Origin of the sequence: Methyloversatilis universalis FAM5 (assembly GCF_000214035.2) — a bacterium.
Taxonomy (GTDB): Bacteria; Pseudomonadota; Gammaproteobacteria; order Burkholderiales; family Rhodocyclaceae; genus Methyloversatilis; species Methyloversatilis universalis.
In genome coordinates, this window is sequence record NZ_AFHG01000053.1 from 1 (window position 1) to 25,733 (window position 25,733).

At 64.4% G+C, this 25,733-nt stretch carries 30 protein-coding genes and 1 rRNA gene; 16 read left to right on the forward strand and 15 right to left on the reverse strand.

Annotated elements, in window-relative coordinates:
* Nucleotides 1-241: ribosomal RNA gene (locus METUNV1_RS14005) — 16S ribosomal RNA — on the reverse strand; the annotation flags it as partial.
* Nucleotides 242-592: 351 nt separating this feature from the next.
* The gene (gene tyrS / locus METUNV1_RS14010) at nt 593-1,792 is read right to left on the reverse strand and encodes a tyrosine--tRNA ligase (RefSeq protein WP_008062899.1); all 1,200 of its coding nucleotides are present in this window, start codon (nt 1,790-1,792) and stop codon (nt 593-595) included.
* A 99-nt stretch (nt 1,793-1,891) separates the two neighbouring features.
* Between tyrS and METUNV1_RS14015 the strand changes: the two genes are divergently transcribed.
* Complete coding sequence (locus METUNV1_RS14015; protein WP_008062900.1) at nt 1,892-2,977, forward strand: anhydro-N-acetylmuramic acid kinase; 1,086 nt, start codon at nt 1,892-1,894, stop codon at nt 2,975-2,977.
* A 13-nt stretch (nt 2,978-2,990) separates the two neighbouring features.
* Here METUNV1_RS14015 and erpA read toward each other — a convergent pair whose 3' ends face one another.
* From erpA to rplM, 6 genes are all read right to left on the reverse strand, one after another.
* Entirely contained in the window at nt 2,991-3,341 is a 351-nt protein-coding gene (gene erpA / locus METUNV1_RS14020) for an iron-sulfur cluster insertion protein ErpA (protein WP_008062901.1), read from the reverse strand.
* A 31-nt stretch (nt 3,342-3,372) separates the two neighbouring features.
* Complete coding sequence (locus tag METUNV1_RS14025; RefSeq protein WP_008062902.1) at nt 3,373-3,774, reverse strand: bactofilin family protein; 402 nt, start codon at nt 3,772-3,774, stop codon at nt 3,373-3,375.
* Nucleotides 3,775-3,799: 25 nt separating this feature from the next.
* On the reverse strand, nt 3,800-4,462 hold the full coding sequence (locus tag METUNV1_RS14030; protein ID WP_193374315.1) for a DUF6776 family protein: 663 nt from the start codon (nt 4,460-4,462) through the stop codon (nt 3,800-3,802).
* A 74-nt stretch (nt 4,463-4,536) separates the two neighbouring features.
* Nucleotides 4,537-5,568 carry an N-acetyl-gamma-glutamyl-phosphate reductase gene (gene argC, locus METUNV1_RS14035; RefSeq protein WP_008062904.1) on the reverse strand — a complete coding sequence of 344 codons (1,032 nt, stop codon included), beginning with the start codon at nt 5,566-5,568 and terminating at the stop codon, nt 4,537-4,539.
* A gap of 125 nt (nt 5,569-5,693) precedes the next feature.
* Complete coding sequence (gene rpsI / locus METUNV1_RS14040; RefSeq protein WP_008062910.1) at nt 5,694-6,092, reverse strand: 30S ribosomal protein S9; 399 nt, start codon at nt 6,090-6,092, stop codon at nt 5,694-5,696.
* A 13-nt stretch (nt 6,093-6,105) separates the two neighbouring features.
* Complete coding sequence (gene rplM / locus METUNV1_RS14045; RefSeq protein ID WP_008062912.1) at nt 6,106-6,534, reverse strand: 50S ribosomal protein L13; 429 nt, start codon at nt 6,532-6,534, stop codon at nt 6,106-6,108.
* Between the two features lie 482 nt (nt 6,535-7,016).
* On the opposite strand from rplM, the gene METUNV1_RS14050 reads away from it, so the two are divergent.
* On the forward strand, nt 7,017-7,439 hold the full coding sequence (locus tag METUNV1_RS14050) for an OsmC family protein (protein ID WP_008062913.1): 423 nt from the start codon (nt 7,017-7,019) through the stop codon (nt 7,437-7,439).
* A gap of 39 nt (nt 7,440-7,478) precedes the next feature.
* Here the strand turns inward: METUNV1_RS14050 and coq7 are convergent, their stop codons facing one another.
* The 5 genes from coq7 to METUNV1_RS14075 all read right to left on the reverse strand — a co-directional run bounded on the left by coq7 (nt 7,479) and on the right by METUNV1_RS14075 (nt 10,380).
* Nucleotides 7,479-8,099: a 2-polyprenyl-3-methyl-6-methoxy-1,4-benzoquinone monooxygenase gene (coq7, locus tag METUNV1_RS14055; protein WP_008062914.1), complete on the reverse strand. Its 621-nt coding sequence runs from the start codon at nt 8,097-8,099 to the stop codon at nt 7,479-7,481.
* A gap of 24 nt (nt 8,100-8,123) precedes the next feature.
* Nucleotides 8,124-8,696, reverse strand: coding sequence for a CNP1-like family protein (locus METUNV1_RS14060; protein WP_139026374.1), 573 nt, complete (start codon nt 8,694-8,696; stop codon nt 8,124-8,126).
* Nucleotides 8,693-9,274 carry a DUF3501 family protein gene (locus METUNV1_RS14065; RefSeq protein ID WP_008062916.1) on the reverse strand — a complete coding sequence of 194 codons (582 nt, stop codon included), beginning with the start codon at nt 9,272-9,274 and terminating at the stop codon, nt 8,693-8,695. Before METUNV1_RS14065 ends, METUNV1_RS14060 begins: the two co-directional genes overlap by 4 nt.
* Before the next feature lie 29 nt (nt 9,275-9,303).
* Nucleotides 9,304-9,723, reverse strand: coding sequence for a rubrerythrin family protein (locus METUNV1_RS14070; RefSeq protein WP_008062917.1), 420 nt, complete (start codon nt 9,721-9,723; stop codon nt 9,304-9,306).
* A gap of 69 nt (nt 9,724-9,792) precedes the next feature.
* Complete coding sequence (locus METUNV1_RS14075) at nt 9,793-10,380, reverse strand: RNA pyrophosphohydrolase (RefSeq protein WP_008062918.1); 588 nt, start codon at nt 10,378-10,380, stop codon at nt 9,793-9,795.
* 145 nt (nt 10,381-10,525) lie between these two features.
* Here METUNV1_RS14075 and METUNV1_RS14080 point away from each other — a divergent pair, with 145 nt between their 5' ends.
* Entirely contained in the window at nt 10,526-12,247 is a 1,722-nt protein-coding gene (locus METUNV1_RS14080) for a proline--tRNA ligase (RefSeq protein ID WP_008062919.1), read from the forward strand.
* Nucleotides 12,248-12,249: 2 nt separating this feature from the next.
* Entirely contained in the window at nt 12,250-12,861 is a 612-nt protein-coding gene (locus METUNV1_RS14085; protein ID WP_008062920.1) for a lytic transglycosylase domain-containing protein, read from the forward strand.
* On the opposite strand, the gene METUNV1_RS14090 is transcribed toward METUNV1_RS14085, so the two are convergent.
* Nucleotides 12,862-13,482, reverse strand: coding sequence for a response regulator transcription factor (locus METUNV1_RS14090; protein ID WP_008062921.1), 621 nt, complete (start codon nt 13,480-13,482; stop codon nt 12,862-12,864).
* 21 nt (nt 13,483-13,503) lie between these two features.
* Entirely contained in the window at nt 13,504-14,859 is a 1,356-nt protein-coding gene (gene ffh, locus METUNV1_RS14095) for a signal recognition particle protein (protein WP_008062922.1), read from the reverse strand.
* A 37-nt stretch (nt 14,860-14,896) separates the two neighbouring features.
* Between ffh and METUNV1_RS14100 the strand changes: the two genes are divergently transcribed.
* From METUNV1_RS14100 to METUNV1_RS14155, 12 genes are all read left to right on the forward strand, one after another.
* Nucleotides 14,897-15,703 carry a cytochrome C assembly family protein gene (locus tag METUNV1_RS14100; RefSeq protein WP_008062923.1) on the forward strand — a complete coding sequence of 269 codons (807 nt, stop codon included), beginning with the start codon at nt 14,897-14,899 and terminating at the stop codon, nt 15,701-15,703.
* A gap of 6 nt (nt 15,704-15,709) precedes the next feature.
* The gene (locus METUNV1_RS14105; protein ID WP_008062924.1) at nt 15,710-16,984 is read left to right on the forward strand and encodes an HlyC/CorC family transporter; all 1,275 of its coding nucleotides are present in this window, start codon (nt 15,710-15,712) and stop codon (nt 16,982-16,984) included.
* Nucleotides 16,985-17,096: 112 nt separating this feature from the next.
* Complete coding sequence (gene pilB / locus METUNV1_RS14110; protein WP_008062925.1) at nt 17,097-18,812, forward strand: type IV-A pilus assembly ATPase PilB; 1,716 nt, start codon at nt 17,097-17,099, stop codon at nt 18,810-18,812.
* A gap of 62 nt (nt 18,813-18,874) precedes the next feature.
* Nucleotides 18,875-20,107, forward strand: a complete 1,233-nt coding sequence (locus tag METUNV1_RS14115; protein WP_008062926.1) for a type II secretion system F family protein — start codon at nt 18,875-18,877, stop codon at nt 20,105-20,107.
* Nucleotides 20,108-20,119: 12 nt separating this feature from the next.
* Complete coding sequence (locus tag METUNV1_RS14120) at nt 20,120-20,977, forward strand: prepilin peptidase (protein WP_008062927.1); 858 nt, start codon at nt 20,120-20,122, stop codon at nt 20,975-20,977.
* Between the two features lie 172 nt (nt 20,978-21,149).
* Nucleotides 21,150-21,455, forward strand: a complete 306-nt coding sequence (locus tag METUNV1_RS14125; protein ID WP_008062928.1) for an FmdB family zinc ribbon protein — start codon at nt 21,150-21,152, stop codon at nt 21,453-21,455.
* Entirely contained in the window at nt 21,455-22,084 is a 630-nt protein-coding gene (locus METUNV1_RS14130; RefSeq protein WP_008062929.1) for a DUF502 domain-containing protein, read from the forward strand. The genes METUNV1_RS14125 and METUNV1_RS14130 overlap by 1 nt, the downstream gene beginning before the upstream one ends.
* A 40-nt stretch (nt 22,085-22,124) precedes the next feature.
* Nucleotides 22,125-23,918 carry an aspartate--tRNA ligase gene (gene aspS, locus METUNV1_RS14135; protein ID WP_008062930.1) on the forward strand — a complete coding sequence of 598 codons (1,794 nt, stop codon included), beginning with the start codon at nt 22,125-22,127 and terminating at the stop codon, nt 23,916-23,918.
* Nucleotides 23,919-23,921: 3 nt separating this feature from the next.
* Complete coding sequence (locus METUNV1_RS14140; RefSeq protein WP_008062931.1) at nt 23,922-24,299, forward strand: guanyl-specific ribonuclease; 378 nt, start codon at nt 23,922-23,924, stop codon at nt 24,297-24,299.
* A gap of 3 nt (nt 24,300-24,302) precedes the next feature.
* Nucleotides 24,303-24,761: a barstar family protein gene (locus METUNV1_RS14145; RefSeq protein ID WP_008062932.1), complete on the forward strand. Its 459-nt coding sequence runs from the start codon at nt 24,303-24,305 to the stop codon at nt 24,759-24,761.
* Entirely contained in the window at nt 24,758-25,207 is a 450-nt protein-coding gene (nudB, locus tag METUNV1_RS14150) for a dihydroneopterin triphosphate diphosphatase (protein ID WP_008062947.1), read from the forward strand. Before METUNV1_RS14145 ends, nudB begins: the two co-directional genes overlap by 4 nt.
* Before the next feature lie 69 nt (nt 25,208-25,276).
* A complete protein-coding gene (locus METUNV1_RS14155) occupies nt 25,277-25,699 on the forward strand; it encodes an Hsp20/alpha crystallin family protein (RefSeq protein WP_008062948.1) in 423 nt (140 codons plus the stop codon).
* Nucleotides 25,700-25,733: the final 34 nt, after the last annotated feature.

The following is a 25,733-nucleotide window of genomic DNA, read 5'->3' on the forward strand; positions in this document are numbered from 1 at the left end:
CTAATCTGACATCGGCCACTCCAATCGCGCGAGGTCTTGCGATCCCCCGCTTTCTCCCTCAGGACGTATGCGGTATTAGCACTTCTTTCGAAGTGTTATCCCCCACGACTGGGCATGTTCCGATGTATTACTCACCCGTTCGCCGCTCGCCACCAGGGTTACCCCCGTGCTGCCGCTCGACTTGCATGTGTAAAGCATTCCGCCAGCGTTCAATCTGAGCCAGGATCAAACTCTTCAGTTTAATTCCCAAAACTCGTCAGAATTCACAGGTATAAGCTTTCGCTTAAAACCTTTGATTCGTATGAGCACTTCAATTTAGTTGTCATGCGATCAACCACCGCCCCAAGTCACCCTGAAACGACAGCTGCTCGCCATCCCAACTACAACGTGCCCACACCTATCGGCTGTTTGTTTTGTTAAAGAACGTTCGCTGCTGAGCAACGAGAGGTGCGCATTCTACGGATAATTTCGAGGTGGTCAACACCTTCGCCAAAGATTTTTGAAGTTTTCTTTTCGACCCGAAACCGGAAATGCGAAAAGCATGCATCAGGAAGCAAAAACTTCCTTTTGCATCAGGGCTCATACCGATGCGTCAGCGAACAACCAGCCGCGCAAACTTTCTTTTGCCGACCTGGGCGACGACCGACATACCGGCAGCGAGCACCAGCCCGCGGTCAGAAATCTTGTCGCCGTCCAGGCGCACACCGCCCTGGTCGATCATGCGGAGCGCTTCGGACGTGGTCCCTGTCAGGCCCGCAGCCTTCAGCGCCTGGGCGATCGCGATACCCGCACCCGCGGTGTCCAGCACCGTGTCCTGAAGGTCTTCGGGAATACCCCCCTGCCGGAAACGGGATTCGAAATCGGCCAGCGCGGCCTCCGCCGCAGCCTGGCCGTGGAAACGTCCGACCAGTTCCTGCGCCAGCAGCACTTTCACGTCCCGCGGATTGCGGCCGCCGGCGATGTCCTGCCGGAAGGCAGCAATCTCCTCCGTACTGCGGAAGGACAGCAGATCGTAGTAGCGCCACATGAGGTCGTCTGATACGGACATGACCTTGCCGAAGATTTCGTTGGCCGGCTCGGATACGCCGATGTAGTTGCCCAGGGATTTGGACATCTTGTTCACGCCATCCAGACCTTCCAGCAGCGGCATCATGAGCACCACCTGCTGCGGCTGACCGTACTGCTTCTGCAATTCCCGCCCCATCAGCAGGTTGAAGCGCTGGTCGGTCCCCCCGAGTTCGACGTCAGCCTTCAACGCCACCGAGTCGTAACCCTGGCAGAGCGGGTAGAGGAACTCATGGATCGCGATCGGCTGATTGCCGGAGAAGCGCTTGGCGAAGTCGTCTCGTTCAAGCATCCGGGCGACCGTGTGACGCGACGCCAGCCGGATCATGCCGTCGGCGCCGAGTTCGTTCATCCAGGCAGAGTTGAACACGACCTGCATGCGCGAAGCGTCCAGAATCTTGCTGACCTGGGCGCGGTAGGTTTCGGCGTTTTCGAGCACCTGCTCGCGCGACAGAGGCGGGCGGGTCACGTTCTTGCCGGACGGATCACCGATGGCACCGGTGAAATCGCCGATCAGAAACAGGATTTCGTGCCCCAGATCCTGAAAGTGCTTCAGCTTGTTCAGCAGCACGGTGTGCCCGAGGTGCAGGTCGGGTGCGGTAGGATCGAAACCCGCCTTGATGCGGAGCGGACGCCCCGTCCTCAGTTTTTCAATCAGATCGGCCTCGGGGAGCAGCTCCTCCACCCCGCGCTTGATCAGTGCCAATGCCTTGTCGACTTCACTCATGACTGAATCCCGGATTACTGCGGCACTTACTGCGGCCGCGCACGAAGCGCAGGATGTTAGCGCATGCGACGGCCAGCACCGAAGCAGCGGAGCCCGGGCATGAGCGAACTGTTCGTAGGATTGATGTCAGGCACCAGCCTGGACGGTGTCGATGCGGTACTCGCGGATTTTTCGGATGGACGCCCGCGCGTCCTGGGGCATGCGCACCGCAGCTTTTCACCGGCGCTTCACGACACGCTGCTCGCGCTGTGCCAGCCGGGCGAGAACGAGATCGACCGCTCCCAGCGCGCCAGCCTTGAGCTGGCCGAGCTCTACGCAGCGCTGACGCGTACGCTGCTGGCGTCCACCCACACCGAACATGCCGCCGTATCAGCGATCGGCTGCCATGGTCAGACGGTAAGGCACATGCCAGACCGCGGATACACGCTGCAGCTGAACGCGCCCGCGGTACTGGCCGAAAGGACCGGCATCCGGGTGGTATCGGACTTCCGTGCGCGCGATGTTGCGGCGGGTGGACAGGGCGCCCCGCTGGTACCCGCCTTTCACGCCGCTCTGTTCGGCGAAGGAAAGAGGCGAGCCATTCTGAATCTGGGCGGCATGGCCAACCTGACGCTGCTGGCGCCGGGCGAAGCGGTGAGGGGGTTCGACTGCGGGCCGGCCAATGCGCTGATGGACGCATGGATCGCAGAACGGCTGGGGCGAGCTTATGACGCAGACGGTCGCTGGGCCGCCAGCGGACAGGTGGACACCGTGCTGATCGAGCAGCTCCTCGCCCATCCCTTCTTCGCCCAAAAGCCGCCGAAGAGCTGCGGACGGGAGCAGTTCAATCTGAACTGGCTGTATGCACACCTGCCGGAACATCTGGTCGCGCAGGACGTACAGGCGACCCTGGCGGAGCTGACTGCGCGCTCGGTCGCCCAAGCCCTGGCTGACGCCAGCTTCCGACCGGACGAAATGCTGGTCTGCGGCGGCGGCGCCTACAACGGTCACCTGATGCGGCGGATTGCTGCCTGTACCGGCTGCACGGTCAGAAGCACCGCGGATGAGGGCGCCCCGCCCGAACAGGTCGAGGCACTTGCCTTCGCATGGCTGGCACGCTGTGCAGTCACCGGCGCCCCGGGTAACCGCCCAGAGGTGACCGGGGCACGCGGGCTGCGCGTGCTCGGCGCGGTATGGCCAGCCTGAATCGGCCTAAGGGTCAGACCGAGAAGGACGAACCGCAACCGCAGGTCGAGGTCGCGTTCGGATTCTTGATCACGAACTGCGCGCCTTCGAGGCCTTCGCTGTAATCGATTTCAGCGCCCACCAGATACTGGTAGCTCATCGGGTCGATCAGCAGGGTCACGCCGTTCTTTTCGAGCGCGGTATCGTCCTCGTTGGTCACCTCGTCAAAGGTGAAACCATACTGGAAGCCAGAGCAGCCACCACCGGACACAAACACACGCAGCTTCAGGTCGGGGTTGCCCTCTTCGAGGATGAGTTCCTTCACCTTGGAGGCAGCGCTGTCGGTGAAGACGAACGGGAGCGGCATATCGGTCACTGCATTCATTTCAGTACTCCTGTCTAAAGCGGTGCCGGCCTCAGCTTGCGCTGGCCAGCTTCAATTCGACCGCGCGGGGCGCGGCCTCCTGATGTTCGAGCTGTCCCTTGACGATAGCACCAAGGTGAACTTCAAGTCTGTTGTAGACCACGTCGCCCGCAATTCGTGCCTGCGGCTGCAACTCGAGGAACTCGGTCGACACGATCGGCCCCTGCACGGTGCCGTTGATCATGGCATGGGTCACGGTCACTGCGCCCTCGATGCGCGCATGTTCGCTCAGCACCAGCGTACTGGGTTCGTTGTCATCGGCGCGCACGTTGCCGATCACTTCGCCGTCTACACGCAGGCCGCCGCGGAAATGGATATCGCCGTTCACGCGCGTACCTGCGCCAATCAGGCTGTCGATGCGCTTGCTGGGCTTTTCAGGTTTCTTTCCGAACATCCGTGAGCTCCGTCGCTGTGGGCCGTCAGGGCGAGGCGGTCGCCCGCGCCCTGATCTGCCCGTCCTGCAGGAAGCGCGCCTCAACCGACAGCAGCCGGGCCCCCTGGGGCAGCGTGAACATACCGTCCACGCGCTGAAAGTGCCGGAAAGTCAATCGGTTGCCCTGACCACCTGCTTCCGGCGAGAGAGCGATGGTAGCACCCTGTCCGGCGCGGTCAATCGACGCCACGATCTGGTAGACACCGCGCACATCGGCTTCACCCTTTCCGCCGACACGCGCAACGAGCATGCGGTAGCGGTAACGCCCCGCACCGCCGGCATCCGGCTCGATCGCAAGACGGTTGATGCGAAAGCCGGGCTCCAGGCCGGTACTGCCGCTGCCGGCCAGGCTTTCGAACATCAGCATGTCTTCCCGCAGCCGCGCGTTATCGGATTCCAGCGTACGGATGCGCGCCGCGAGCTGTTCCTGCGCCGCGCGCTCGATCTGCAGGGTGCTGTGGGCCGAATCCGCCTGCTGGCGTGCGCTGATGAGCTCTGTCTCCAGCACGGCCAGCCTTTCCCGCAATGCACCCACCTCGCTCTGCATGCCTCCGACATCCAGCCCCGACCAGCCGCGGCCCGCATCGTAGAAGCCACGTGCGATCAGCACGAACACCGCTGCGAGCAGCGCGCCGACCGCCAGCCGCATCCACCACGGCGCATGCGAACGGATGGCCACCCGTCGCGCCGTGATGCCGTGACGGAAGCGCCAGCGGCGCGCCTTCAGGGCAAGACCGGAACGAGCTCTAGTCCACACGACTCGGCGAATCCGAACATCAGGTTCATGTTCTGCACCGCCTGGCCGGCCGCGCCTTTCACAAGGTTGTCGATGACCGACAGCACCACCACCGTGTCGCCGCCCTGAGGGCGATGCACCGCAATGCGGCAGTTGTTGGACGCCCGCACCGAGCGGGTTTCCGGATGGCTGCCGGCCGGCAGCACGTCGACGAAGCGTTCGCCGCGATAGCGGTTTTCGAACAGCGCCTGCAAATCGCAATCCTTGGTGAGGCGCGCGTAGAGCGTCGCGTGGATGCCGCGGATGAGCGGCGTCAGGTGGGGCACGAACGTCAGGCCCACCTCTTCGCCCGCAACGGCGGCCAGCCCCTGCCGAATCTCCGGGAGGTGGCGATGGCCCGGCACACCGTAGGCCTTGAAATTGTCACCGGCCTCAGCGAACAGCGTATGGACCTCGGCCTTGCGGCCGGCACCCGACACGCCGGACTTCGCATCGGCGATCAGGGATGCCCGATCCACCACACCGGCTTCGATCAGCGGAATGAAACCCAGCTGCACCGCGGTCGGGTAGCAGCCGGGATTGGCCACCAGCTGCGCCGACCTGACCTGCTCGCGATTCACTTCCGGCAAACCGTACACCGCGCCCTTGAGGACCTCCGGGCAGGCATGCGGCATGCCGTACCACTTCTCCCAGGACGCCTCGTCCTTCAGGCGGAAGTCAGCCGCCAGATCGATCACCTTCACGCCGGCATCGAGCAGCGCCGGCACCTGCTGCATGGCGATGCCGTTGGGTGTGGCGAAGAACACCGCATCGCAGCGTTCGAGTCCGGCCTGGGCCGGATCGGAAAAAGCCAGATCGACATGGCCGCGCAGGCTGGGGAACATGTCCGACACCGGACGCCCCGCGTCGCCGCGCGAGGTGATCGCCGCCAGCTCGACCTCCGGATGACGCGCCAGCAAGCGCAGCAATTCAACACCGGTGTATCCGGTACCGCCGACGATGCCCACCCTGATGCCCACTTCGATTCCTCCTGCGATGGAACACGCGTCGGACAGCCGAGGCCGGACGCGAAAAAGAGAATGATGCCAGAAATGAAAAAGGCCGCCTGAAAGGCGGCCTTTTCCGTGCGCCGGGGCGCAGCGTATCAGCGCTTCGAGAACTGCTTGCGACGACGCGCCTTGTGGAAGCCGACCTTCTTACGCTCGACTTCACGGGCATCGCGGGTCACAAAGCCAGCCTTGCTCAGCGCAGGCTTCAGGTTCGCATCGTAATCGATCAGCGCGCGGGTGATGCCGTGGCGCACCGCACCTGCCTGACCCGATTCGCCACCGCCGGTGACGTTCACCAGGATGTCGAAGGTGCTGACATGCTCGGTCAGTTCGAGCGGCTGGCGCACGACCATACGACCGGTTTCGCGCGAGAAGAACTCGTCCACCGGCTTGTCGTTGACGACGAAAGCGCCCTTGCCCGGACGGAGGAACACACGGGCAACCGCGGTCTTGCGACGGCCGGTGCCGTAGTAATAATCAACTTTGAATGCCATGACCGTTCCGTCCTCAGATGTCCAGAGCCTTGGGCTGCTGCGCGGCGTGCGGATGTTCCGCGCCGGCGTAGCACTTCAGCTTCTTGATCATCGCGTAGCCGAGCGGACCCTTGGGCAGCATGCCCTTGACGGCCTTCTCCAGCACGCGCGCCGGGAAGCGCTGCTGCAGCTTGGTGAAATTGGTTTCGTAGATACCGCCCGGGTAACCCGAATGACGGTAGTACTTCTTGTCCTGCGCCTTGTCACCGGTCACGCGGAGCTTGTCCACGTTGACGACCACGATGTAGTCACCGGTATCGACGTGCGGGGTAAACACGGGCTTGTGCTTGCCGCGCAGACGGCGTGCGATCTCGCTGGCGAGGCGCCCGAGTACCTTGTCAGAGGCATCGACAACGTACCAGTCGCGCACGACTTCATGCGGCTTGGCTGAAAAGGTTTTCATCTCGAACGTCCTGTGATTCTGGGCGAGATCGCCCAAAAGCCCGCGAATTTAACTCGCGATATTGAGCGTGTCAATCCCTGGGAGACAACAAAAAAAGCGCGACTCCTGGGAGTCGCGCTGAATCCACACCAAAGGAGGAGGGTGGAGGAGACACCTGCGGCGGGCCCCGCTTGTGACGCAACCCGCGAAAACTTGATTTGATTATTGCCGAGCAGCCGGCCGAAATCAAGAATTTTTTTGCATCGCACAAGAAGAATTCGGGCCGTTTTCAGGCGCAGCCCTGCTCTTCACTACCGATCAATACCCTTTCAAATCACATGGATATGTGTGCCACGCTTGTGCAAGCCCTTGATGTACAAACGTTCACTTCGCTGCAGCCGGGATGCAATCCGCCATGCGGTGCGGCAATGCAACACACGCACCACGCCCGACGCCACCGGGTGCGCGATTACAATCGCGCTTCGCCAAACGAGGGTGCTGCAATGGAATGCGTGGTCAAGTGGGTCGACAACATGAGCTTCCTGGCCGAAACCGGCTCAGGGCATGTGATCAATATGGATGGTGCGCCGGAGGCCGGCGGCCGCAATCTGGCGCCCCGCCCGATGGAACTGCTGCTTGCCGGCACCGGAGGCTGCACCGCTTTTGACGTGGTGCTCATCCTGAAGAAGGCTCGCCAGCAGATCGAGGGCTGCGAAGCGTCGATCAAGGCCGAACGCGCAAGCGAGGATCCCAAGGTATTCACCCGCATCAACTTCCACTTCAAGGTGAGCGGCCGCGGACTGAAGCCGGAGGCTGTGGAGCGGGCCATTCACCTGTCGGCCGAAAAGTACTGCTCGGCCTCCATCATGCTGGGCAAAACCGCCACCATCGAGCACACCTGGGAAATCGTGGATACGGCTGCCTGAGCAACACGGCCGGCGCCCGACCGGGCGCTGCCGCGGTCTTCAGATGTAATAGGCCACGCCGGTCATCACACGCGAAGCGGCCCGCATCGCGACACGGACCGGCGTCGGCAGTTCGGCCGCTCCCAGCCGCTCGGCGGTGTGCGCATGTTCGCGTTCGTCCTGACGCATCTGTTCGAGGATGCGCCAGGATTTCTGGTCGGCGGGCGGGAGCCGGTCAAGATGGCTCTGCAGATGGGCCTCGACCTGCTTTTCGGTTTCCGCCAGGAAGCCGAGGTTCCACTTATCCCCGACGATTCCGGCGGTCACGCCGATCGCCAGCGCGCCGCCGTACCAGAGCGGATTGAGCAGGCTGGGGCGGCTCCCCAGTTCGGACATGCGCGACGCCGTCCAGTTGAGGTGCTCGGTCTCTTCGACCGCCGCCTGACGCAGCGCGTCGCGGGCCGACGGATCGCGGCAGGTCAACGCCTGCCCCTGATACAGCGCCTGGGCGCAGATCTCGCCGACGTGATTGACCCGCATCAGGGCGCCGACCTGGCGGCGCTGCGCCTCGTCGAGGTCGGCTTCGGGAAGGTCGGCGCCCGGCAGCGGCCGAGTGGTACGTGCCGGCGCGGCCAGCGTACGCAGGGCGCGGTCGAATTCGGTAATCAGGCGGTCAAGCATGAGGACAGTCCGGAAGACGGTGATTCATCGATAGCCGGTGATCGGCGTGCCAGTGCGGGCATTGAAGCTGTCCGCCAGCACCTCCAGTATGCGGCGCGGTTCCATCGCGACGCCGGCCGAACACAGGTAATCGGAGTACAGCATGAACACGTAGGAGTTGAGGCGATTGCCCCCGCCGATCGGCAGCCAGCGGCTGCCGCGGGTTTCACTCCACTCGCCATTCCTTTGCAGCGTCGCGTACAGCCGGCGCTCACCGGTGCCACACCGTATGCCCTCGACCGAAATGTTCTCGGTGCCGCTGGGCGACACCACGCGCGAAATGAAGCGGACAGCGCCGTCCGTCCCCACGTTCAGATGCTCACGCGCGATGTAGTAGCGGTTGCGGGTCTGCGCATTCAGGTAGTACTCACGCCAGTCCGGCCGCGACGGCATCGGGGGAATGGCGTAGTCGTCCTCCTTCACCTTGGACGGATCCTTTTCCTCGCCCCGGAAGGGCTCGGGGCTTTGCCAGTTGGTGATCTGGGCAGACGCGACGCCAGCCGACAGGGCCAGCAGCAAGGCGACCATGGGCCGCAGGAGGTGAAAACGCTTTTTCATAGAGGAATCAGGTCTGCGCACAGCGCGGCACGGACCGCCTGCGGCAGGGCGCCGGATCGCGCCGGATAGTGCGCGTGATCCACCCCTGCCGACAGTGCCGCACCCGCTGCGAGCGCCCTTCTCATTTCATCCGTCAGTTCGAATCTCAGGAAATGTACCGCCGAAGTCTTGAGCGCGTCGCTGCGCGGAAGATCTTCGTCGGCAATCGCATGCACCGGCGCGTGCCCATCCACCTGCAGCCAGACCGCGTGTTCGACACCGACCAGCCGGGACAGCCACTGCCGGCGCTGCAGTGCATCATCGTAACCGATGAGCATGCTGGCTTTCAGATTGCTGCCGCCGGGCACCAGCGGCGCATAGGCGGCAATCTCCTGATGGATGCCGTCCTCTTCGAAAATGCGCTCGATACGCAGCATTTCCTGTATCTGGTAAAGCACCGTCAGTGCATCCTCGAACTGCAGCACGACGTGGTCGCCGAGCGCCACCGTGCGCATCTTCTTGTGGGCGATCACCCGACGACGGAAAGCCGGCCGCTCACGCGCGTACTGCTCGAGGCTGAGCAGCTTGTTGCGCAGCATCGCCGGCACTGAGGAGGCACCCGGCACATTCAATCCAGCAACTCGTCCAGCGCGCGCTTGAACCGGTTGGCGTGCGACCGCTCTGCCTTGGCCAGCGTTTCGAACCAGTCCGCCACCTCGTCGAATCCTTCCTCCCGCGCGGTGCGCGCCATGGCCGGATACATATCGCTGTACTCGTGCGTTTCGCTGGCGATCGACGCTTTCAGGTTGTCGCGCGTACTGCCGATCGGCAGGCCGCTCACCGGGTCGCCGCAGTGCTCGAGGTACTCGAGATGACCGTGCGCATGGCCGGTCTCGCCCTCCGCGGTCGAGCGGAAAACCGCGGCGACATCGCTCTGGCCCTCGATGTCGGCCTTGGCAGCGAAATACAGATAGCGCCTGTTCGCCTGCGCCTCGCTGGCGAAGGCCTCTTTCAGATGAGCTTCGGTTCGGGATCCCTTGAGCGGCATCGTCATTTCCTCCGGCCCGGTCGTACGGCGGGCGCCCACGACCCGTTGCCGAAGGATAGCCCCGACCGCTCAGGAAGACGAGTGCGAGTGCAGCGGATCGACCACATCCGTCGCAGGCGGTGTCATGGCTGGCGGTTCGCCCTCCAGACCGGTCGGTCGCGAGGTCGCGCCGCGCGGACGGGCCGGGCGGAAAGCCAGACGCGCCAGTTCGGTCAGCGCCTGCTGATAGACCTGACGCTTGAACTCGATGACCGAATCAAGCGGGATCCAGTAGTCGCTCCAGCGCCAGGCGTCGAACTCCGGATGATCGGTGGCGCGCAGACAGACGTCACAGTCGCGCCCGACCATGCGCAGCAGATACCAGATCTGCTTCTGGCCACGGTAGGCGCTGCGCCACTCCCGCCGCACCCAGTTACGCGGCACGTCGTAACGCAGCCAGTCGCGGGTGCGGCCGACAATGCGCACGTGCTCCGGACGCAAACCCAGTTCCTCCCAGAGCTCCCGGTACATCGCCTGCTCTGGCGATTCACCGTGGTTGATGCCGCCCTGCGGAAACTGCCAGGCGTGTTCGCCTATGCGCTTGCCCCAGAAGACCTCGTTGCGCGCATTGATCAGAATGATGCCGACGTTCGGGCGGTACCCTTCCCGGTCGAGCATGGTTGGACCTGCTTGGTGAAATTTTCCACGGATTCTTCCACATTTCGGGGCTGAATTGAAGCGAGGCAGCCAGTCGGGGCCGACGCGCGCGAAACCGCTAGAATCATGGGTTTATTGACCGATCCGCAGCGGACGCCGACTTTTCATGCACGCCAGCAAATTCTTCATTTCCACGCTCAAGGAAGCGCCCTCCGACGCCGAGGTCGTATCGCACAAGCTCATGACCCGCGCCGGCATGATCCGCAAGCTTGCCGGCGGCATCTACAACTACATGCCGCTGGGGCTGCGGGTGATCCGCAAGATCGAGGCCATCATTCGCGACGAGATGAACCGCGCCGGCGCCATCGAACTGCTGATGCCGCTGATCCAGCCGGCCGAGCTGTGGCAGGAAACCGGCCGCTGGGACAAGATGGGCCCGGAAATGCTGCGGGTGAAGGACAGGCACGATCGCGACTTCATCATCCAGCCGACCTCGGAAGAGGTGGTGACCGACATCGCCCGCGCAGAGATCCACAGCTGGCGCCAGCTGCCGAAGAATTTCTATCACATCCAGACCAAGTTCCGCGACGAGCGCCGGCCGCGCTTCGGCGTGATGCGGGGGCGCGAATTCACGATGAAGGACGCCTACTCCTTCGACCGTGACGATGAAGCCGCAGGCCGCAGCTACGACATCATGTTCGATGCCTACATGCGCATCTTCCGTCGGCTGGGCCTCGAATTCCGCGCGGTCGCGGCCGACACCGGTGCCATCGGCGGTTCGCGCAGCCACGAATTCCAGGTGATCGCCGATACCGGCGAGGACCTGATCGCCTGGTGCCCGGATTCCGACTACGCCGCCAACATCGAACTGGCTCAGGCCAGTGCGCTGATCGCCGAACGCGCCGCGCCGGCCCAGGCGCTCGCGAAGGCGCCCACGCCGGGTACCGTCCGCTGCGAGGACGTCGCCGCCCTGCTCGCCCTGCCGCTGGACCGCACGGTCAAGTCCATCGTGCTGGCGACCGATAAGGAAGGCAAGACCGAGCTGTGGCTGCTCATGCTGCGTGGTGACCACGAACTGAACGAAGTGAAGGCATCGAAGCTGGCCGGCCTGAAGGAAGGTTTCCGCTTCGCGACCGAAGCGGAAATCTTCGAGCACTTCGGCTGCAAGCCGGGCTACCTGGGGCCGGTCGGCCTGAAGAAGCCGGTGCACGTGATCGCCGACCTGACGGTGGCCAATATGAGCGATTTCGTGACCGGCGCCAACGAGGTCGACGCCCACCTGACCGGGGTGAACTGGGGCCGCGACCTGCAGGAACCGGAGGCGGTGGCGGATCTGCGCAACGTGGTCGAAGGCGACCCTTCACCGGACGGCAAGGGCCGGCTGTCGATACAGCGCGGCATCGAGGTGGGCCATGTGTTCTTCCTCGGCACCAAATATTCGGAAGCGATGAACTGCACCTATCTCGACGAAACCGGCAAGCCGCGCACCATGGTGATGGGCTGCTACGGCATCGGTGTGACCCGCCTGGTCGGCGCCGCGATCGAGCAGAACCATGACGAGCGCGGGATCATCTGGCCGCAGTCGATCGCCCCGTTCGAAGTGGTCATCTGCCCGGTGGGCTGGAGCAAGTCGGAACAGGTGCGCGAAACCGCCACGCGTCTGTACGCCGAGCTGACCGCAGCCGGCTTCGACGTCATGCTCGACGACCGCGACGAGCGCCCGGGCGTCATGTTCGCTGACTGGGAACTGATCGGCGTGCCGCACCGGATCACGGTGGGCGAGCGCGGCCTGAAGGAAGGCGTGATCGAGTACCAGAACCGGCGTGACGCGGCGGCGCAGAAGGTGGCGCCGGACGCGGTGCGCGCACTGCTGGGCGAGCCGGCCTGAAGATGAAGCGTCTGACTGCGACCGTCGTGCTTTCGCTGGCCCTGGCGGCCGGCGGGGCGCACGCGTCGCAGCAGTACGAACCATTGGCCGACAGCGTACGTGCAGCACTGCATCTGGCCATCAGCGACCGCGCCGCCCCCGACCTGCCGGCCTTCTCCTCGCCACAGAAGCAGATGTGGCTGCGCACGATGTCGGACCGTCTGGCGAAACGGATGCCGGACGAGGCCGGGCGCATGGAATTCCTGAAGACCGTGCATTACGAGGCCACCCGCGCCGGCCTCGACCCGCAGTTGGTGCTCGGCCTGATACAGGTCGAGAGCGGCTTCCGGAAGTACGCGCTGTCCAGCGCCGGCGCGCGCGGCTACATGCAGGTGATGCCGTTCTGGATCAAGCTGATCGGCAACGAGGACAGCAACCTCTTTCACCTGCGCACCAATCTGCGCTTCGGCTGCACCATCCTCCGCCACTATCTGGACATCGAGAAGGGCAACCTCTTCCGCGCGCTGGGCCGTTACAACGGCAGTCTGGGCAAGGCGGCATACCCGAACATGGTGCGCGGCGCCTGGGAACGCCACTGGTCGTGGCCGGAAATGACTGCGGCCAGCAATCCCTGATCAGCCCCCCGACAGCAGGCGCCACTCGGTCACCCAGGCCACCAGTTCGGCCAGCGAGCCGGCGCGCATCTTGTCCATCACCCGCGCACGGTGCTGTTCCACGGTCTTGCTGCTGATGCCGAGGCCGGCCGCAATTTCGGCGTTCGACGCGCCGGCCACGACCCGGTCCAGCACCGCGCGCTCGCGCGGCGTCAGCGCGGCGAGCGCATCACCGATCCGCTGCAGCCGGCGTCGTCGGGCCTCTGCGTCGGCCGCACGGGTGAGCGCCTCCGCCACCCTCAGCCGCAGCACGCCCACTTCGATCGGCGCCACCAGGAAATCCAGCGCGCCACCGCGCATCGCACGCACCGCGTCGGCCACTTCACAGGGGCCGGACACGAAGATGCGGAAAGCCCGATGGGCGATGGTGCTCAGACTGTCCTGCACCGGCTGGCCGTCCGGCCCGCGCAGCGAAGCTTTCAGCACGATGCAGGCGGCGCGCTCCAGCGATTCGCGCTCCTGCAGCAGCGGGGCCAGCCCGGCAAAGCCGCGCACGTCGGCATCCAGCACCGACAGCGCCTGACACAGCGCACGACGCATGGCCACGTCGTCATCCAGCACGCACACCAGCGGGCGCGCCATCACGTCGTGCTCCGCCGCAGATCAGCGCATGCCGGGCAGCATGCCCTTCATGCCGCGCATCATTTTCTGCATGCCACCCTTGGAGAACTGCTTCATCATTTTCTGCGTCTGCTCGAACTGGTTCAGCAGGCGGTTCACTTCCTGCACCGAGGTGCCGGAGCCGGCCGCGATGCGGCGCTTGCGGTTGGCCTTGATCAGTTCGGGCTTGCTGCGTTCGGCCGGCGTCATGGAATTGATGATGCCTTCGATGCGACGGATCGCCTTGTCGTCGGCGCCGCCCTGCATCTGCTGCGCGGCACCGGCGAACTGCGCCGGCAGCTTGTCCATCAGCGCCGACAGGCCGCCCATCTTGCGCATCTGCGCGATCTGGGTCTTGAAGTCATTCAGGTCGAAACCCTTGCCGCTCTTGAGCTTCTGCGCGAATTCCTTGGCCTGGTCCTCATCGACCTGGCGGCGGGCCTCCTCGACCAGGCCCATGATGTCGCCCATGCCGAGAATGCGCGATGCCATGCGCTGCGGATGGAATTCCTCCAGCCCGGTCAGCTTTTCGCCGACGCCGGCGAACTTCAGCGGCGCACCGGTCACGTGGCGCACCGACAGCGCCGCGCCGCCGCGGGCGTCACCGTCCAGCTTGGTCAGCACCACGCCGGTCAGCGGCAGCGCGTCCTTGAAGGCCTTGGCGGTATTGACCGCATCCTGACCCAGCATGGCGTCGACCACGAACAGCGTTTCGATCGGGTTGATCGCCTGATGCAGCGCGCGGATTTCATCCATCATCGCCTGGTCGATCGCCAGACGGCCTGCGGTATCGACCAGCAGCACGTCGAAATAGCGGGTTTTCGCGAACTCGACGGCGGCGCGGGCGATATCGACCGGCTTCTGGTCTGGCGTCGACGGGAAGAATTCGGCGCCGGCCTGACCGGTGACCGTACGCAGCTGTTCGATGGCGGCCGGACGGTAGACGTCGCAGGACACCGTCAGCACCTTCTTCTTCTGCGTCTCCTTCAGCCACTTGGCCAGCTTGCCCACGGTCGTGGTCTTGCCGGCACCCTGCAGACCGGCCATCAGCACGATGGCCGGCGGCTGGGTGGCGAAATTGAGGCTGGCGGTGGCACCGCCCATCAGTGCGGCCAGTTCGTCGTGCACCACGCCGACCAGGGCCTGACCCGGGGTCAGTGAGCCCACCACCTCCTGTCCGACCGCCTTTTCGCGGATGCGCGCTACAAGGTCCTTCACCACGGGCAGCGCGACGTCCGCCTCGAGCAGGGCCATGCGCACCTCGCGCAGCATGTCCGAAATGTTCTCGTCGGTCAGACGGGCCTGCCCGCGCAAGGTCTTGACGACTTTGGCGAGCCGTTGGGTCAGGTTGTCCAGCATGGGAGAGCGGCAGGCGCCTTGGGTTAAACTGAGGTCAATGATTCTAATCGAACTGCTTCCTTCCGCCCTCTATGCGGCGCTGGCGTTCTGGTTCATGCGGCCGGCAGCGGACGGCCGGCGCGCCGGCGTGACCACGCTGCGTACCGGCGCACTCGCTGCGACGCTGCTGATCCACGCCGCCGTGCTGGCGCTGGAAATTTTCCCCGAGGGGCGCATGCGCTTCGGCGCCGGGGACGCGCTGGCGGTCATGACCTGGCTGGCCCTGGTGTTCTACTGGGTGGAGAGCCTGTCATCCCGACTGGACGGCCTGCACATGCTGGCCCTGCCTGCGGCCGCGCTGTGCGCCGCGGTGCCGGTCATCTGGCCCGGCCGGCACGACATCGGGAATGCGGACACCCTGCTGTTCCGCGCTCATTTCGTGATGGCGATGACCGCCTACAGCCTGTTTACGCTGGCCGCCCTGCACGCCATGCTGATGTCAGCGGTCGAGCGCAACCTGCACCGCGGGCGACTGATCCGGCTGCTGGACAGCATGCCGCCGCTGCTGGTGATGGAAGGCCTGCTGTTCCGCCTGATCACCATCGCCTTCGTGCTGCTGACCGCCACGCTGGTGACCGGCATCGCCTTCTCGGAACAGGTGTTCGGAAAGCCGCTTTCGTTCAATCACAAGACCGTGTTCGCGCTGCTGGCCTGGCTGGTGTTCGGCACCCTGCTGGCCGGCCGCCACTTCCGGGGCTGGCGCGGGCGACTGGCGCTGCGCTGGACGCTGGGCGGATTCTTCACGCTGCTGCTCGCCTACATCGGCACACAGTTCGTACTCGAAGTCGTGCTCGGGCGCGGCTGAACTTTCATGGATGAAATATCGCTCTCCACCCAGCTGATCGTGCTGGGGGTGCTGCTGGTGCTGTCCGGCTTCTTCTCGATGGCGGAAACGTCCATGATGGCCGCCAACCGCTTCCGGCTGAAGGCGGCCGCACAGTCCGGATCGCGCGGCGCGCAGCGGGCGCTCGACCTGCTGGCACAGACCGACAAACTGCTCGGCGTCATCCTGCTGTTCAACAATCTGATCAACGCCGCCGCGGCGACGATGACCGGCGTGATCGCGATCGACCTGTTCGGCGACGGCGAACTGGCGCTGGGTATGGGCACGCTGCTCATCACCTTCATGATCCTGGTGTTCTCGGAAATCACGCCCAAGGTGGTGGGCGCCGGCTACGCCAACGCGATCGCGCCCATCGTCGCCTTCATTCTGGTGCCGCTGCTCAAGGTGTTCTACCCGGTGGTGTGGACGGTCAACCTGTTCGTGTCGGCGCTGCTGAAGATCACGCGGCTGCAACCGGGCGGTGCAGACGAGGGGCAGACCCTTTCGGCGGACGAACTGCGGGCGCTGATGACCGAATCCGGGCACTTCATCCCGGCCGCCCACCGGCGCATCCTGATCAATCTGTTCGAACTTGAGGATGTGACAGTCGAGGACGTGATGACGCCGCGCAGCCAGATCGAGGCCATCGATCTGGAACAACCGCTGGACGTGATACAGCACCAGATCGCCACCAGCCACCACGGCCGGGTGCCGGTGTTCGAGGGCGACCTCGACCGGGTTCTGGGCGTGCTGCCGCAGCGGCGGGTGGTGAGCGCGCTGTCGGCCGGCGAACTGGACCAGGACGAAATACGCGGCCTGCTGACCAAGCCCTATTTCGTACCGGCCGCAACGCCGCTCTACAGCCAGCTGCAGTTCTTCCAGGAAAACAGGCAGCGGCTGGCGCTGGTGGTCAATGAATACGGCGAGGTGGATGGGCTGGTGACGCTGGAAGACATCATCGAAGAGATCGTCGGCAAGTTCACCACCGGCCAGCCCGGCAGCACGCAGAGCCTGGGCTGGAACGAGGACGGCAGCGTGATCGTCGATGGCGGGCGCAGCCTGCGGGAACTGAATGGCAGGCTGGGCCTCAACCTGCCGCTGGACGGGCCGAAAACGCTGAACGGACTGGTGCTCGAGCATCTGCAGGACATCCCGGAATCGGGCCTGTCACTGCGCGTCGGGACGGTCGCCATGGAAATCCTGCACACCGAAGACCGCATGGTGCGCAGCGTACGACTGTTCAGGCCCCAGGACGGGCAGTGAGCGAACACGGCGGCCGCTCAGGTTACGGCCGGACAAACCGTTTACAGATCAAGCCCGAATCGTCATCATCGAAGACGATACTTCAACACTGACCCCGGTTTTTCCACACATCATGGCCGCCACCGCCAAAACTGCACTGTCGGGTCTTGCCCGCGCACTGGCGCAGAGCGGGCGGCTGACCGAAACCGAAGCGGAAACGCTTTCGCGCGAGGGCGCGCAGTCCGGCAACGGCTTCATCGGTCAGCTGGTGGCCAGCGGCAAGATGAGCGCGCGCGATGCCGCAGCCTTCGCCTCTGAAACCTTCGGCTATCCGCTGCTCGATATCAGCCAGTTCGAAGCCGACCAGTTCCCGGCGGACGCGATCGACAAGAAGCTGATGCGCACGCACAAGGTGGTCGCGCTGAAGAAGCGCGGCAACCGGCTGGCGGTGGCCATCGCCGACCCGTCCAACCTGCGGGCGATCGACGAAATCCGTTTCCAGACCGGCCTTCAGGTCGACCCGGTGGTGGTGGAAACCGACAAGCTGTCGGCACTGGTCGACAAGATGTCGGAAAGTGTCGAGAAAACCCTCGAATCGCTGTCTTCCGCCGAATTCGACTTCGACGGCGAGATGGGACCCGAAGAGGAAGCGCCGGCCAGCAACGACGCCCAGGTCGAGATCGATGATGCGCCGGTGGTGCGCTTCATCCAGAAAATCCTGCTGGACGCGATCAACGAAGGCGCGTCCGACGTCCACTTCGAGCCCTACGAGAAGTATTACCGCATCCGCTACCGTACCGACGGGGTGCTGCGCGAAATCACGCAGCCGCCGCTGGTGCTGCGCGAGAAGATCGCATCCCGGATCAAGGTCATTTCGCGGCTCGACATTTCGGAAAAGCGGGTGCCGCAGGACGGCCGGATGAAGTTCGTGCTGTCCAAGACCAAGGCCATCGATTTCCGGGTCAGCACGCTGCCCACGCTGCACGGCGAAAAGATCGTGATGCGTATTCTGGATCCCAGTTCGGCCATGCTGGGCATCGATGCGCTCGGCTACGAGCCGGAACAGCGGGCGGCGCTGATGAACGCGATCGAGCGCCCCTACGGCATGATTCTGGTGACCGGTCCCACCGGTTCCGGCAAGACGGTGTCGCTCTACACCTGCCTGAATCTGCTGAACAAGCCGGGCGTCAATATTTCCACCGCGGAAGATCCGGCGGAAATCAATCTGCCAGGCATCAATCAGGTCAACGTGAACGACAAGGCCGGCCTGACTTTCGCCGCATCTCTGAAGTCCTTCCTGCGGCAGGATCCGGACATCATCATGGTGGGCGAAATCCGCGACCTGGAAACCGCCGAAATTTCGATCAAGGCCGCGCAGACCGGTCACCTGGTGCTGTCCACGCTGCACACCAACGACGCGCCGACCACGCTGGACCGGATGCGGAACATGGGTATCGCGGCTTTCAATATCGCGTCCAGCGTCATATTGATCACCGCGCAGCGTCTGGCGCGCCGGCTATGCTCCTGCAAGCAGCCGATGAACATCCCGGTCGAAGCGCTGCTGGAGGCCGGCTTCACCGAAGCCGACGTGGATGGCAGCTGGCAACCCTACGGGCCGGTCGGCTGCGAGCGCTGCAAGGGCAGCGGCTACAAGGGCCGGGTCGGCATCTATCAGGTGATGCCGATCTCGGACGAGATTGCGCATATCATCATGACCAACGGCAATTCGATCGACATCGCCAATCAGGCCCGGCGCGAAGGCGTGAAGGATCTGCGTCAGTCCGGTCTGCTGAAAGTCCGCCAGGGCGTCACTTCGCTGGCCGAAGTGCTCGCCTGCACCAACGAATAATATGAACGACGCCGCGCGTCGCGTCCGCCCACGCAGCGGACTTATCCGGCAAGGAGCTTGATTTGGCCACCGCAACCCGCCCCGCACGCAAGGACAGCGGTTCCAAGGAAACCGTCTTCAACTGGGAAGGCAAGGACAAAACGGGCAAGCTGGTGCGCGGAGAAATGCGCGCTGGCGGCGAAGCCATGGTGCAGGCCACGCTGCGGCGTCAGGGCATCATGGTCACCAAGGTCAAGAAGCGCAGCTTCGGCCGCGGCGGCAAGGTGACCGAAAAGGACATCACGCTATTCACCCGCCAGCTGGCCACCATGATGAAGGCGGGCGTCCCGCTGCTGCAGGCCTTCGACATCGTCGGCAAGGGTGCGGGCAATCGTGCGGTATCCAAGCTGCTCGGCGACATCCGGCTGGAGGTGGAATCCGGTTCCAGTCTGAACCAGGCTTTCCGCAAGTACCCTCAGCACTTCGACCAGCTGTTCTGCAACCTGGTCGCCGCCGGCGAACAGGCCGGTATCCTGGATGGCCTGCTCGACCGTCTGGCCACCTATCGCGAAAAGATCCTGGCGATCAAGGGCAAGATCAAATCGGCGCTGTTTTATCCGACCGCAGTGATCGTTGTAGCCATCGTGATCACCGCCGTGATCATGATTTTCGTCATACCGGAGTTCAAGAAAGTGTTTGCGAGCTTCGGTGCCGATCTGCCCGCGCCCACGCTTTTCGTGATCGCGCTTTCGGATGCGTTCGTCGAATATTTCTGGCTGATTGCCTTGGTCGCAATCAGTGGCGGGGTGGCTTTCGCCTACACATTGAAACGTTCGATTCCGTTGCAGATCGCATTTGATCGCATGATGCTGAAGATCCCGGTGGTCGGCGAAATCTTGCGCAAGGCCACCATCGCGCGCTGGGCCCGAACGCTTTCAACCATGTTCGCGGCCGGCGTGCCGCTGGTGGAAGCACTGGATTCAGTGGGCGGTGCGGCCGGCAATTACATATACAAGACCGCCACCAAGCAGATCCAGTCGGAAGTCAGCACCGGCAGCAGCCTGACTGTGGCCATGCAGAACACCAACGTTTTTCCGGTCATGGTGATCCAGATGGCGTCAATCGGCGAAGAATCCGGCCAGCTGGATTCGATGCTGTCCAAGGTGGCCGATTTCTTCGAACAGGAAGTCGATGATGCAGTCGAAGCGATGTCCAGCCTGCTCGAGCCCATCATCATGGTGGTGCTCGGCACGCTGATCGGTGGCCTCATCATCGCCATGTACCTGCCCATTTTCAAGGTCGCTCAGTCGGTCTGACCTTAGGCCCACATGGACACTCTTCAAGCACTGGCCGATGCCGGCCTGCTGCCGGCGCTCGCCGGCGTGATCGGCCTGGTGGTCGGCAGCTTCCTGAACGTGGTGATTCACCGGCTGCCGCTCATGATGGAACGCGAATGGGCGGCCCAGTGCGCTGACCTGCGCGGCGAAGCTGCACCGGCGGGTGAAGCGCTGACGCTGGCACGACCGCGCTCACGCTGCCCGCAGTGCGGTCACGCCATCACCGCGCTGGAGAACGTTCCGGTGCTGTCCTGGCTCTGGCTGCGGGGCCGCTGCAGCGGATGCGGTACCCGCATCAGCGCGCGCTATCCGCTGGTCGAACTGCTGACCGGCCTGCTGTCCGCCGGCTGCGCCTGGGTCTTCGGGCCTTCGCTGCAGATGGCGGGCGCCCTGGTTTTTGTCTGGGCCATGGTGGCACTCACCTTCATCGACCTGGACACCCAGCTGCTGCCGGACAGCATCACGCTGCCGCTGCTGTGGGCCGGGCTGCTGCTGAACCTCAACGGAGGATTCACCGATCTCAGTTCGGCGGTGACCGGCGCGATGGCCGGCTACCTGGTGCTGTGGACGGTGTACTGGGCGTTCAAGCTGGCCACCGGCAAGGAAGGCATGGGTTATGGCGACTTCAAGCTGCTGGCCGCGATCGGCGCCTTTCTCGGCTGGCAGATGCTGCCAGCGGTCATCCTGCTGTCGTCAGTGGTGGGCGCGGTGGTCGGCATTGCGCTGATCGCGCTGCGTTCGCACGGTCGCGACGTGCCTATCCCCTTCGGGCCCTACCTGGCCGCGGCCGGCGTGATTGCGCTGTTCTTCGGTGAGGCGCTGAACCGGGTCTATCTGGGTCTGTTCTGATTCGGACCGTCGTTTCCCGGAACTGCCGGGGCTTGAATACCGTGTCCGCCCCCTCATTTTCAATGCCTGCCATGCAGCCGACACGCGCGCCAGCGTCCGTGCGCGAGCTGGCGCGAAATGTGCATGTGCAACAATCGCTTAGTCTATAATTTCGTGTTTTCTGGAGCTCGACATGCCGATCTACGGTTACCGCTGCTCGTCCTGCGGTCTTCAAAAGGACGTGATGCAGAAAATCAGCGACGCCCCGCTGACCGATTGCCCGGCCTGCGGCGCATCGACCTTCTCCAAACAGCTGTCGGCGGCCGGCTTCCAGCTCAAGGGCAGCGGCTGGTACGTGACCGACTTCAAGGGCGGCTCCGGCGGCTCGGCGGGTACGACCACACCGAAGGCTGACACCGCGGCCGCGTCATCGTCCTCGTCCGACAGCGGCACGTCTGCCGCAAGCACGCCCTGCGGCGGCTCCTGCGCCTGCCATTGATGAAGCGTTACTTCATCACCGGTCTGCTGATCTGGATTCCGCTGGCCATCACGATCTGGGTGCTGGCCTGGATACTGGGTACGCTGGACCAGACCATGCTGCTGGTCCCCTGGCAATGGCGCCCGGCGCAGCTGTTCGGCTTTGACGTACCCGGTCTGGGCGTCATCCTGACCGTGCTCATCATCCTGGTCAGCGGCATCGTCGGCCACAACATCATCGGCCAGCGCCTGCTGCGCTACTGGGAAGGCCTGCTGTCACGGATTCCGGTGGTGAAGTCCATCTACAACGGCGTGAAGCAGGTGTCGGACACGCTGTTTTCCAGCTCCGGCGAAGCCTTCCGCAAGGCGCTGCTCGTCCAGTACCCGCGTCAGGGCAGCTGGACCATCGCCTTCCTGACCGGCCAGCCGGGCGGCGACGTGGCCGATCATCTGCCGGATCACGTCAGCGTCTATGTACCGACCACGCCCAACCCGACGTCCGGCTTCTTCCTGATGCTGCCGCGCAGCGAGGTGATCGAACTGGACATGACGGTGGACGAGGCGCTCAAGTACATCGTGTCCATGGGCGTCGTGCCGCCCCCCAGAAAAACAAAACCGCATGCGGCTGCAGTGCCCGCACTCGACAACTGAACCGGGGTTTTCCGACCCCGCATTTTCCCGGAAACACACCATGCGCACGCAATACTGCGGCCTGCTCGACGCGGGCTATCTCGACCAGACCGTCACCCTGTTCGGCTGGGCCCACCGTCGCCGCGACCACGGCGGCGTCATCTTCATCGACCTGCGCGACCGCGAAGGTCTGGTGCAGGTGGTGTGCGACCCGGACCGCGCGGAAACCTTCAAGGTGGCCGAGTCAGTGCGCAACGAGTTCTGCCTGAAGGTGACCGGTCGCGTGCGCCGCCGCCCGGAAGGCACGACCAACGCCAATCTGGTGTCGGGCGAAATCGAGGTGCTGGCGCACGAGGTCGAGGTGCTGAACGCCTCGGTCACGCCGCCCTTCCCGCTGGACGACGACAACCTGTCGGAAACCGTGCGCCTGACCCACCGCGTGATCGACCTGCGTCGCCCGGCGATGCAGAAGAACATGATGCTGCGCTACAAGACGGCGATGGCTTTCCGCCGCTTCCTCGACGGCAAGGGCTTCATCGACATCGAAACGCCAATGCTCACCAAGAGCACACCGGAAGGCGCGCGCGACTATCTGGTGCCGAGCCGCGTGCACGACGGCCAGTTCTTCGCGCTGCCGCAGTCGCCGCAGCTGTTCAAGCAGCTGCTGATGGTGGCCGGCTACGACCGCTACTACCAGATCACCAAGTGCTTCCGCGACGAGGATCTGCGCGCCGACCGCCAGCCGGAATTCACCCAGGTCGATATCGAAACCAGCTTCCTGACCGAGCACGAAATCACCGCGATGATGGAAGACATGATCCGCTATGTCTTCAAGGAAGCGCTGTCGGTCGACCTGCCCGCCCCCTTCCCGCGCATGAGCTACGCCGAAGCGATGAGCCGCTTCGGTTCGGACAAGCCGGACCTGCGCGTGACGCTGGAACTGGTGGACGTCGCCGACGCGGTCAAGGACGTCGCCTTCAAGGTGTTCTCCGGCCCGGCCAACGACCCGGCCTGCCGCGTCACCGCGCTGCGCGTGCCGGGCGGTGCCTCGCTGTCGCGCGGCGAGATCGACGGCTACACCGAATTCGTCAAGATCTACGGCGCCAAGGGCCTGGCCTACATCAAGGTGAACGACGTCACCAAGCTGAACGAGGAAGGCCTGCAGTCGCCCATCGTCAAGAACCTGAGCCCGGAATCGCTGGCCGCCATCATGGCGCGCACCGGCGCGCAGAGCGGCGACGTGATCTTCTTCGGTTCCGACAAGGCCAAGGTGGTGTCGGACGCGCTCGGCGCGCTGCGCCTGAAGATCGGCCACGAGAAAGGCTATGTGACCGGCGACGCCTGGCGTCCGCTGTGGGTGGTCGACTTCCCGATGTTCGAGTACGACGAGGACGAGAAGCGCTGGAACGCCTGCCACCACCCCTTCACCAGCCCGAAGGACGAGCACATCGCGCTGCTCAAGACCGATCCGGGCAAATGCCTGGCCAAGGCCTATGACCTGGCGCTGAACGGCTGGGAAATCGGGGGCGGTTCGGTGCGTATCCACCGCGCCGACGTGCAGGAAACCGTGTTCGAGGCGCTGAACATCGGCCCGGAAGAACAGCAGCTCAAGTTCGGCTTCCTGCTCGACGCCCTGAAGTACGGCGCACCGCCGCATGGCGGCCTGGCTTTCGGTCTGGACCGCATCGTCACCATGATGACCGGCGCCGAATCGATCCGCGACGTGATCGCCTTCCCCAAGACCCAGCGCGCCCAGTGTCTGCTGACCCAGGCGCCGAGTCCGGTGGACGAGCGTCAGCTGCGCGAACTGCACATCAAGCTGCGCAACGCGCCCAAGGTCGACGCCGGCGCCTGATCGATGACACCCCGTCTGCCCCGCTGGCTCTCCCGCGCGCCACTGATCGCGGTGCTGTGGCTGCTGCTGACGGGGTTTGCGCCGCCCGAGGTCGCGCTGTCACAGCTGCCGCCGGAGGCGGCGCAGACGCTGGCGCTGATCCGCCAGGGCGGTCCCTTCCCCTACCGGCGTGACGGCATCGTGTTCCAGAACCGGGAACGCCGTCTGCCGGAACAGCCGCGCGGCTATTACCGCGAATACACGGTGCCCACGCCGGGCCTGGACCACCGCGGCGCCCGCCGCATCGTCGCCGGCAGCGGTCCAGCCAACGACGTGCGCCGCTCCGGTGAGTACTGGTACACCGGCGACCACTACCGCAGCTTCCGCCGCATCAAGGAATAGAGCATGTCCGCACTGCCCCCCGCCGATTCCATGCAAGCCCGCCTCGCCGACGCCGCCCGCAGCGGCGTGTTTTCCGCCCAGCCGGCCGCCGCCGCCCGTGCCGCCCGCGTGGCCGAACAGGCCGGCCTGCTGCTGATCGGCATCGACCTGAAGGACACCCGCGACCAGGCTTCGCTGCTGCAGGCACTGGCCGACACGCTGGGCTTTCCCGACACCTTCGGCCACAACCTCGACGCGCTCGGCGACAGCCTGGGCGATCTGTCCTGGCTGCCGGAAAGTCGCGGTTATCTGCTGCACCTGAGCAACTGCGCCAAACCGGTCGAACGCTGCAAGGACGATTTCGACGCGCTGGTCGGCGTACTCAACGATGCCGCTGACGAATGGCGCGGGCGCGGCACGCCGTTCTGGGTGCTGATCGACCAGCCGCACAGCCGCAGCCGTCCGTTCATGGCGAGCGCATGAAACGCCCCCAGTCCGTCCTCGTACTGATCCACAATCCGGAGGGCGACATCCTGCTGATCGAGCGGGCCAAGCATCCGGGCTACTGGCAGTCCGTCACCGGCAGCATCGAAGCCGGTGAAACGCCGGAACAGACCGCGCGGCGCGAGGTGGAGGAGGAAACCGGCATCGTCGCGCCGCCCGAGGCCTTCGACCGCTGGCACCACACGAGCCGTTTCGAGATCTATCCGATCTGGCGCCACCGCTATCCACCGGGCGTTACCCACAACACCGAGCACGCCTTCAGCCTGTGCGTGCCGCGTGACACGCCGGTGCGGCTGGCACCGGACGAGCACCGCGACTGGCGCTGGCTGCCCTGGCGCGAAGCGCTGGACGCGGTTTTTTCGTGGACCAACCGCGACGCGATCCGGATGTTGACGCAGCGCAAGCGGCTGAACAGCCGGTCTTGAAATCGTTTTTTTCCAACCCTAGCTTGGGTGTACGCGGACCACCGCACCCGACATGGAAAGGACGAAACAATGAATCAAGTGACCCGCTGGGACCCGTTTGAAAATCTGTTCAAGGACTTTCGCGGCCTCGTGCTGCAGCCGGTAGACCTCGCCGGCAATCCGGACGTACCGGCGCTCAAGGTCGACGTGAAGGAAGACAAGGACGCCTACACGGTCCACGCCGACCTGCCGGGCGTGGCCAAGGACGACATCCACGTGAATATCGAAGGCGCGGTGGTGTCGATCAGCGCCGAAAAGAAGCGCACGGTGGAGAACAAGGAAGGCGAGCGTGTGCTGCGTTCCGAGCGCCACTACGGCAAGGTGTCGCGCAGCTTCCAGCTCGGCCAGGACATCGACGAAGCCAAAGCCCAGGCCCGCTTCGCCGACGGCGTGCTGGAGCTGACGCTGCCGAAGAAGGTGGCCGCCAGTTCGCGCAAGCTCACCATCCAGTAAGCGCCGCGGACGCGGTGGCACAGCGCGGACACCT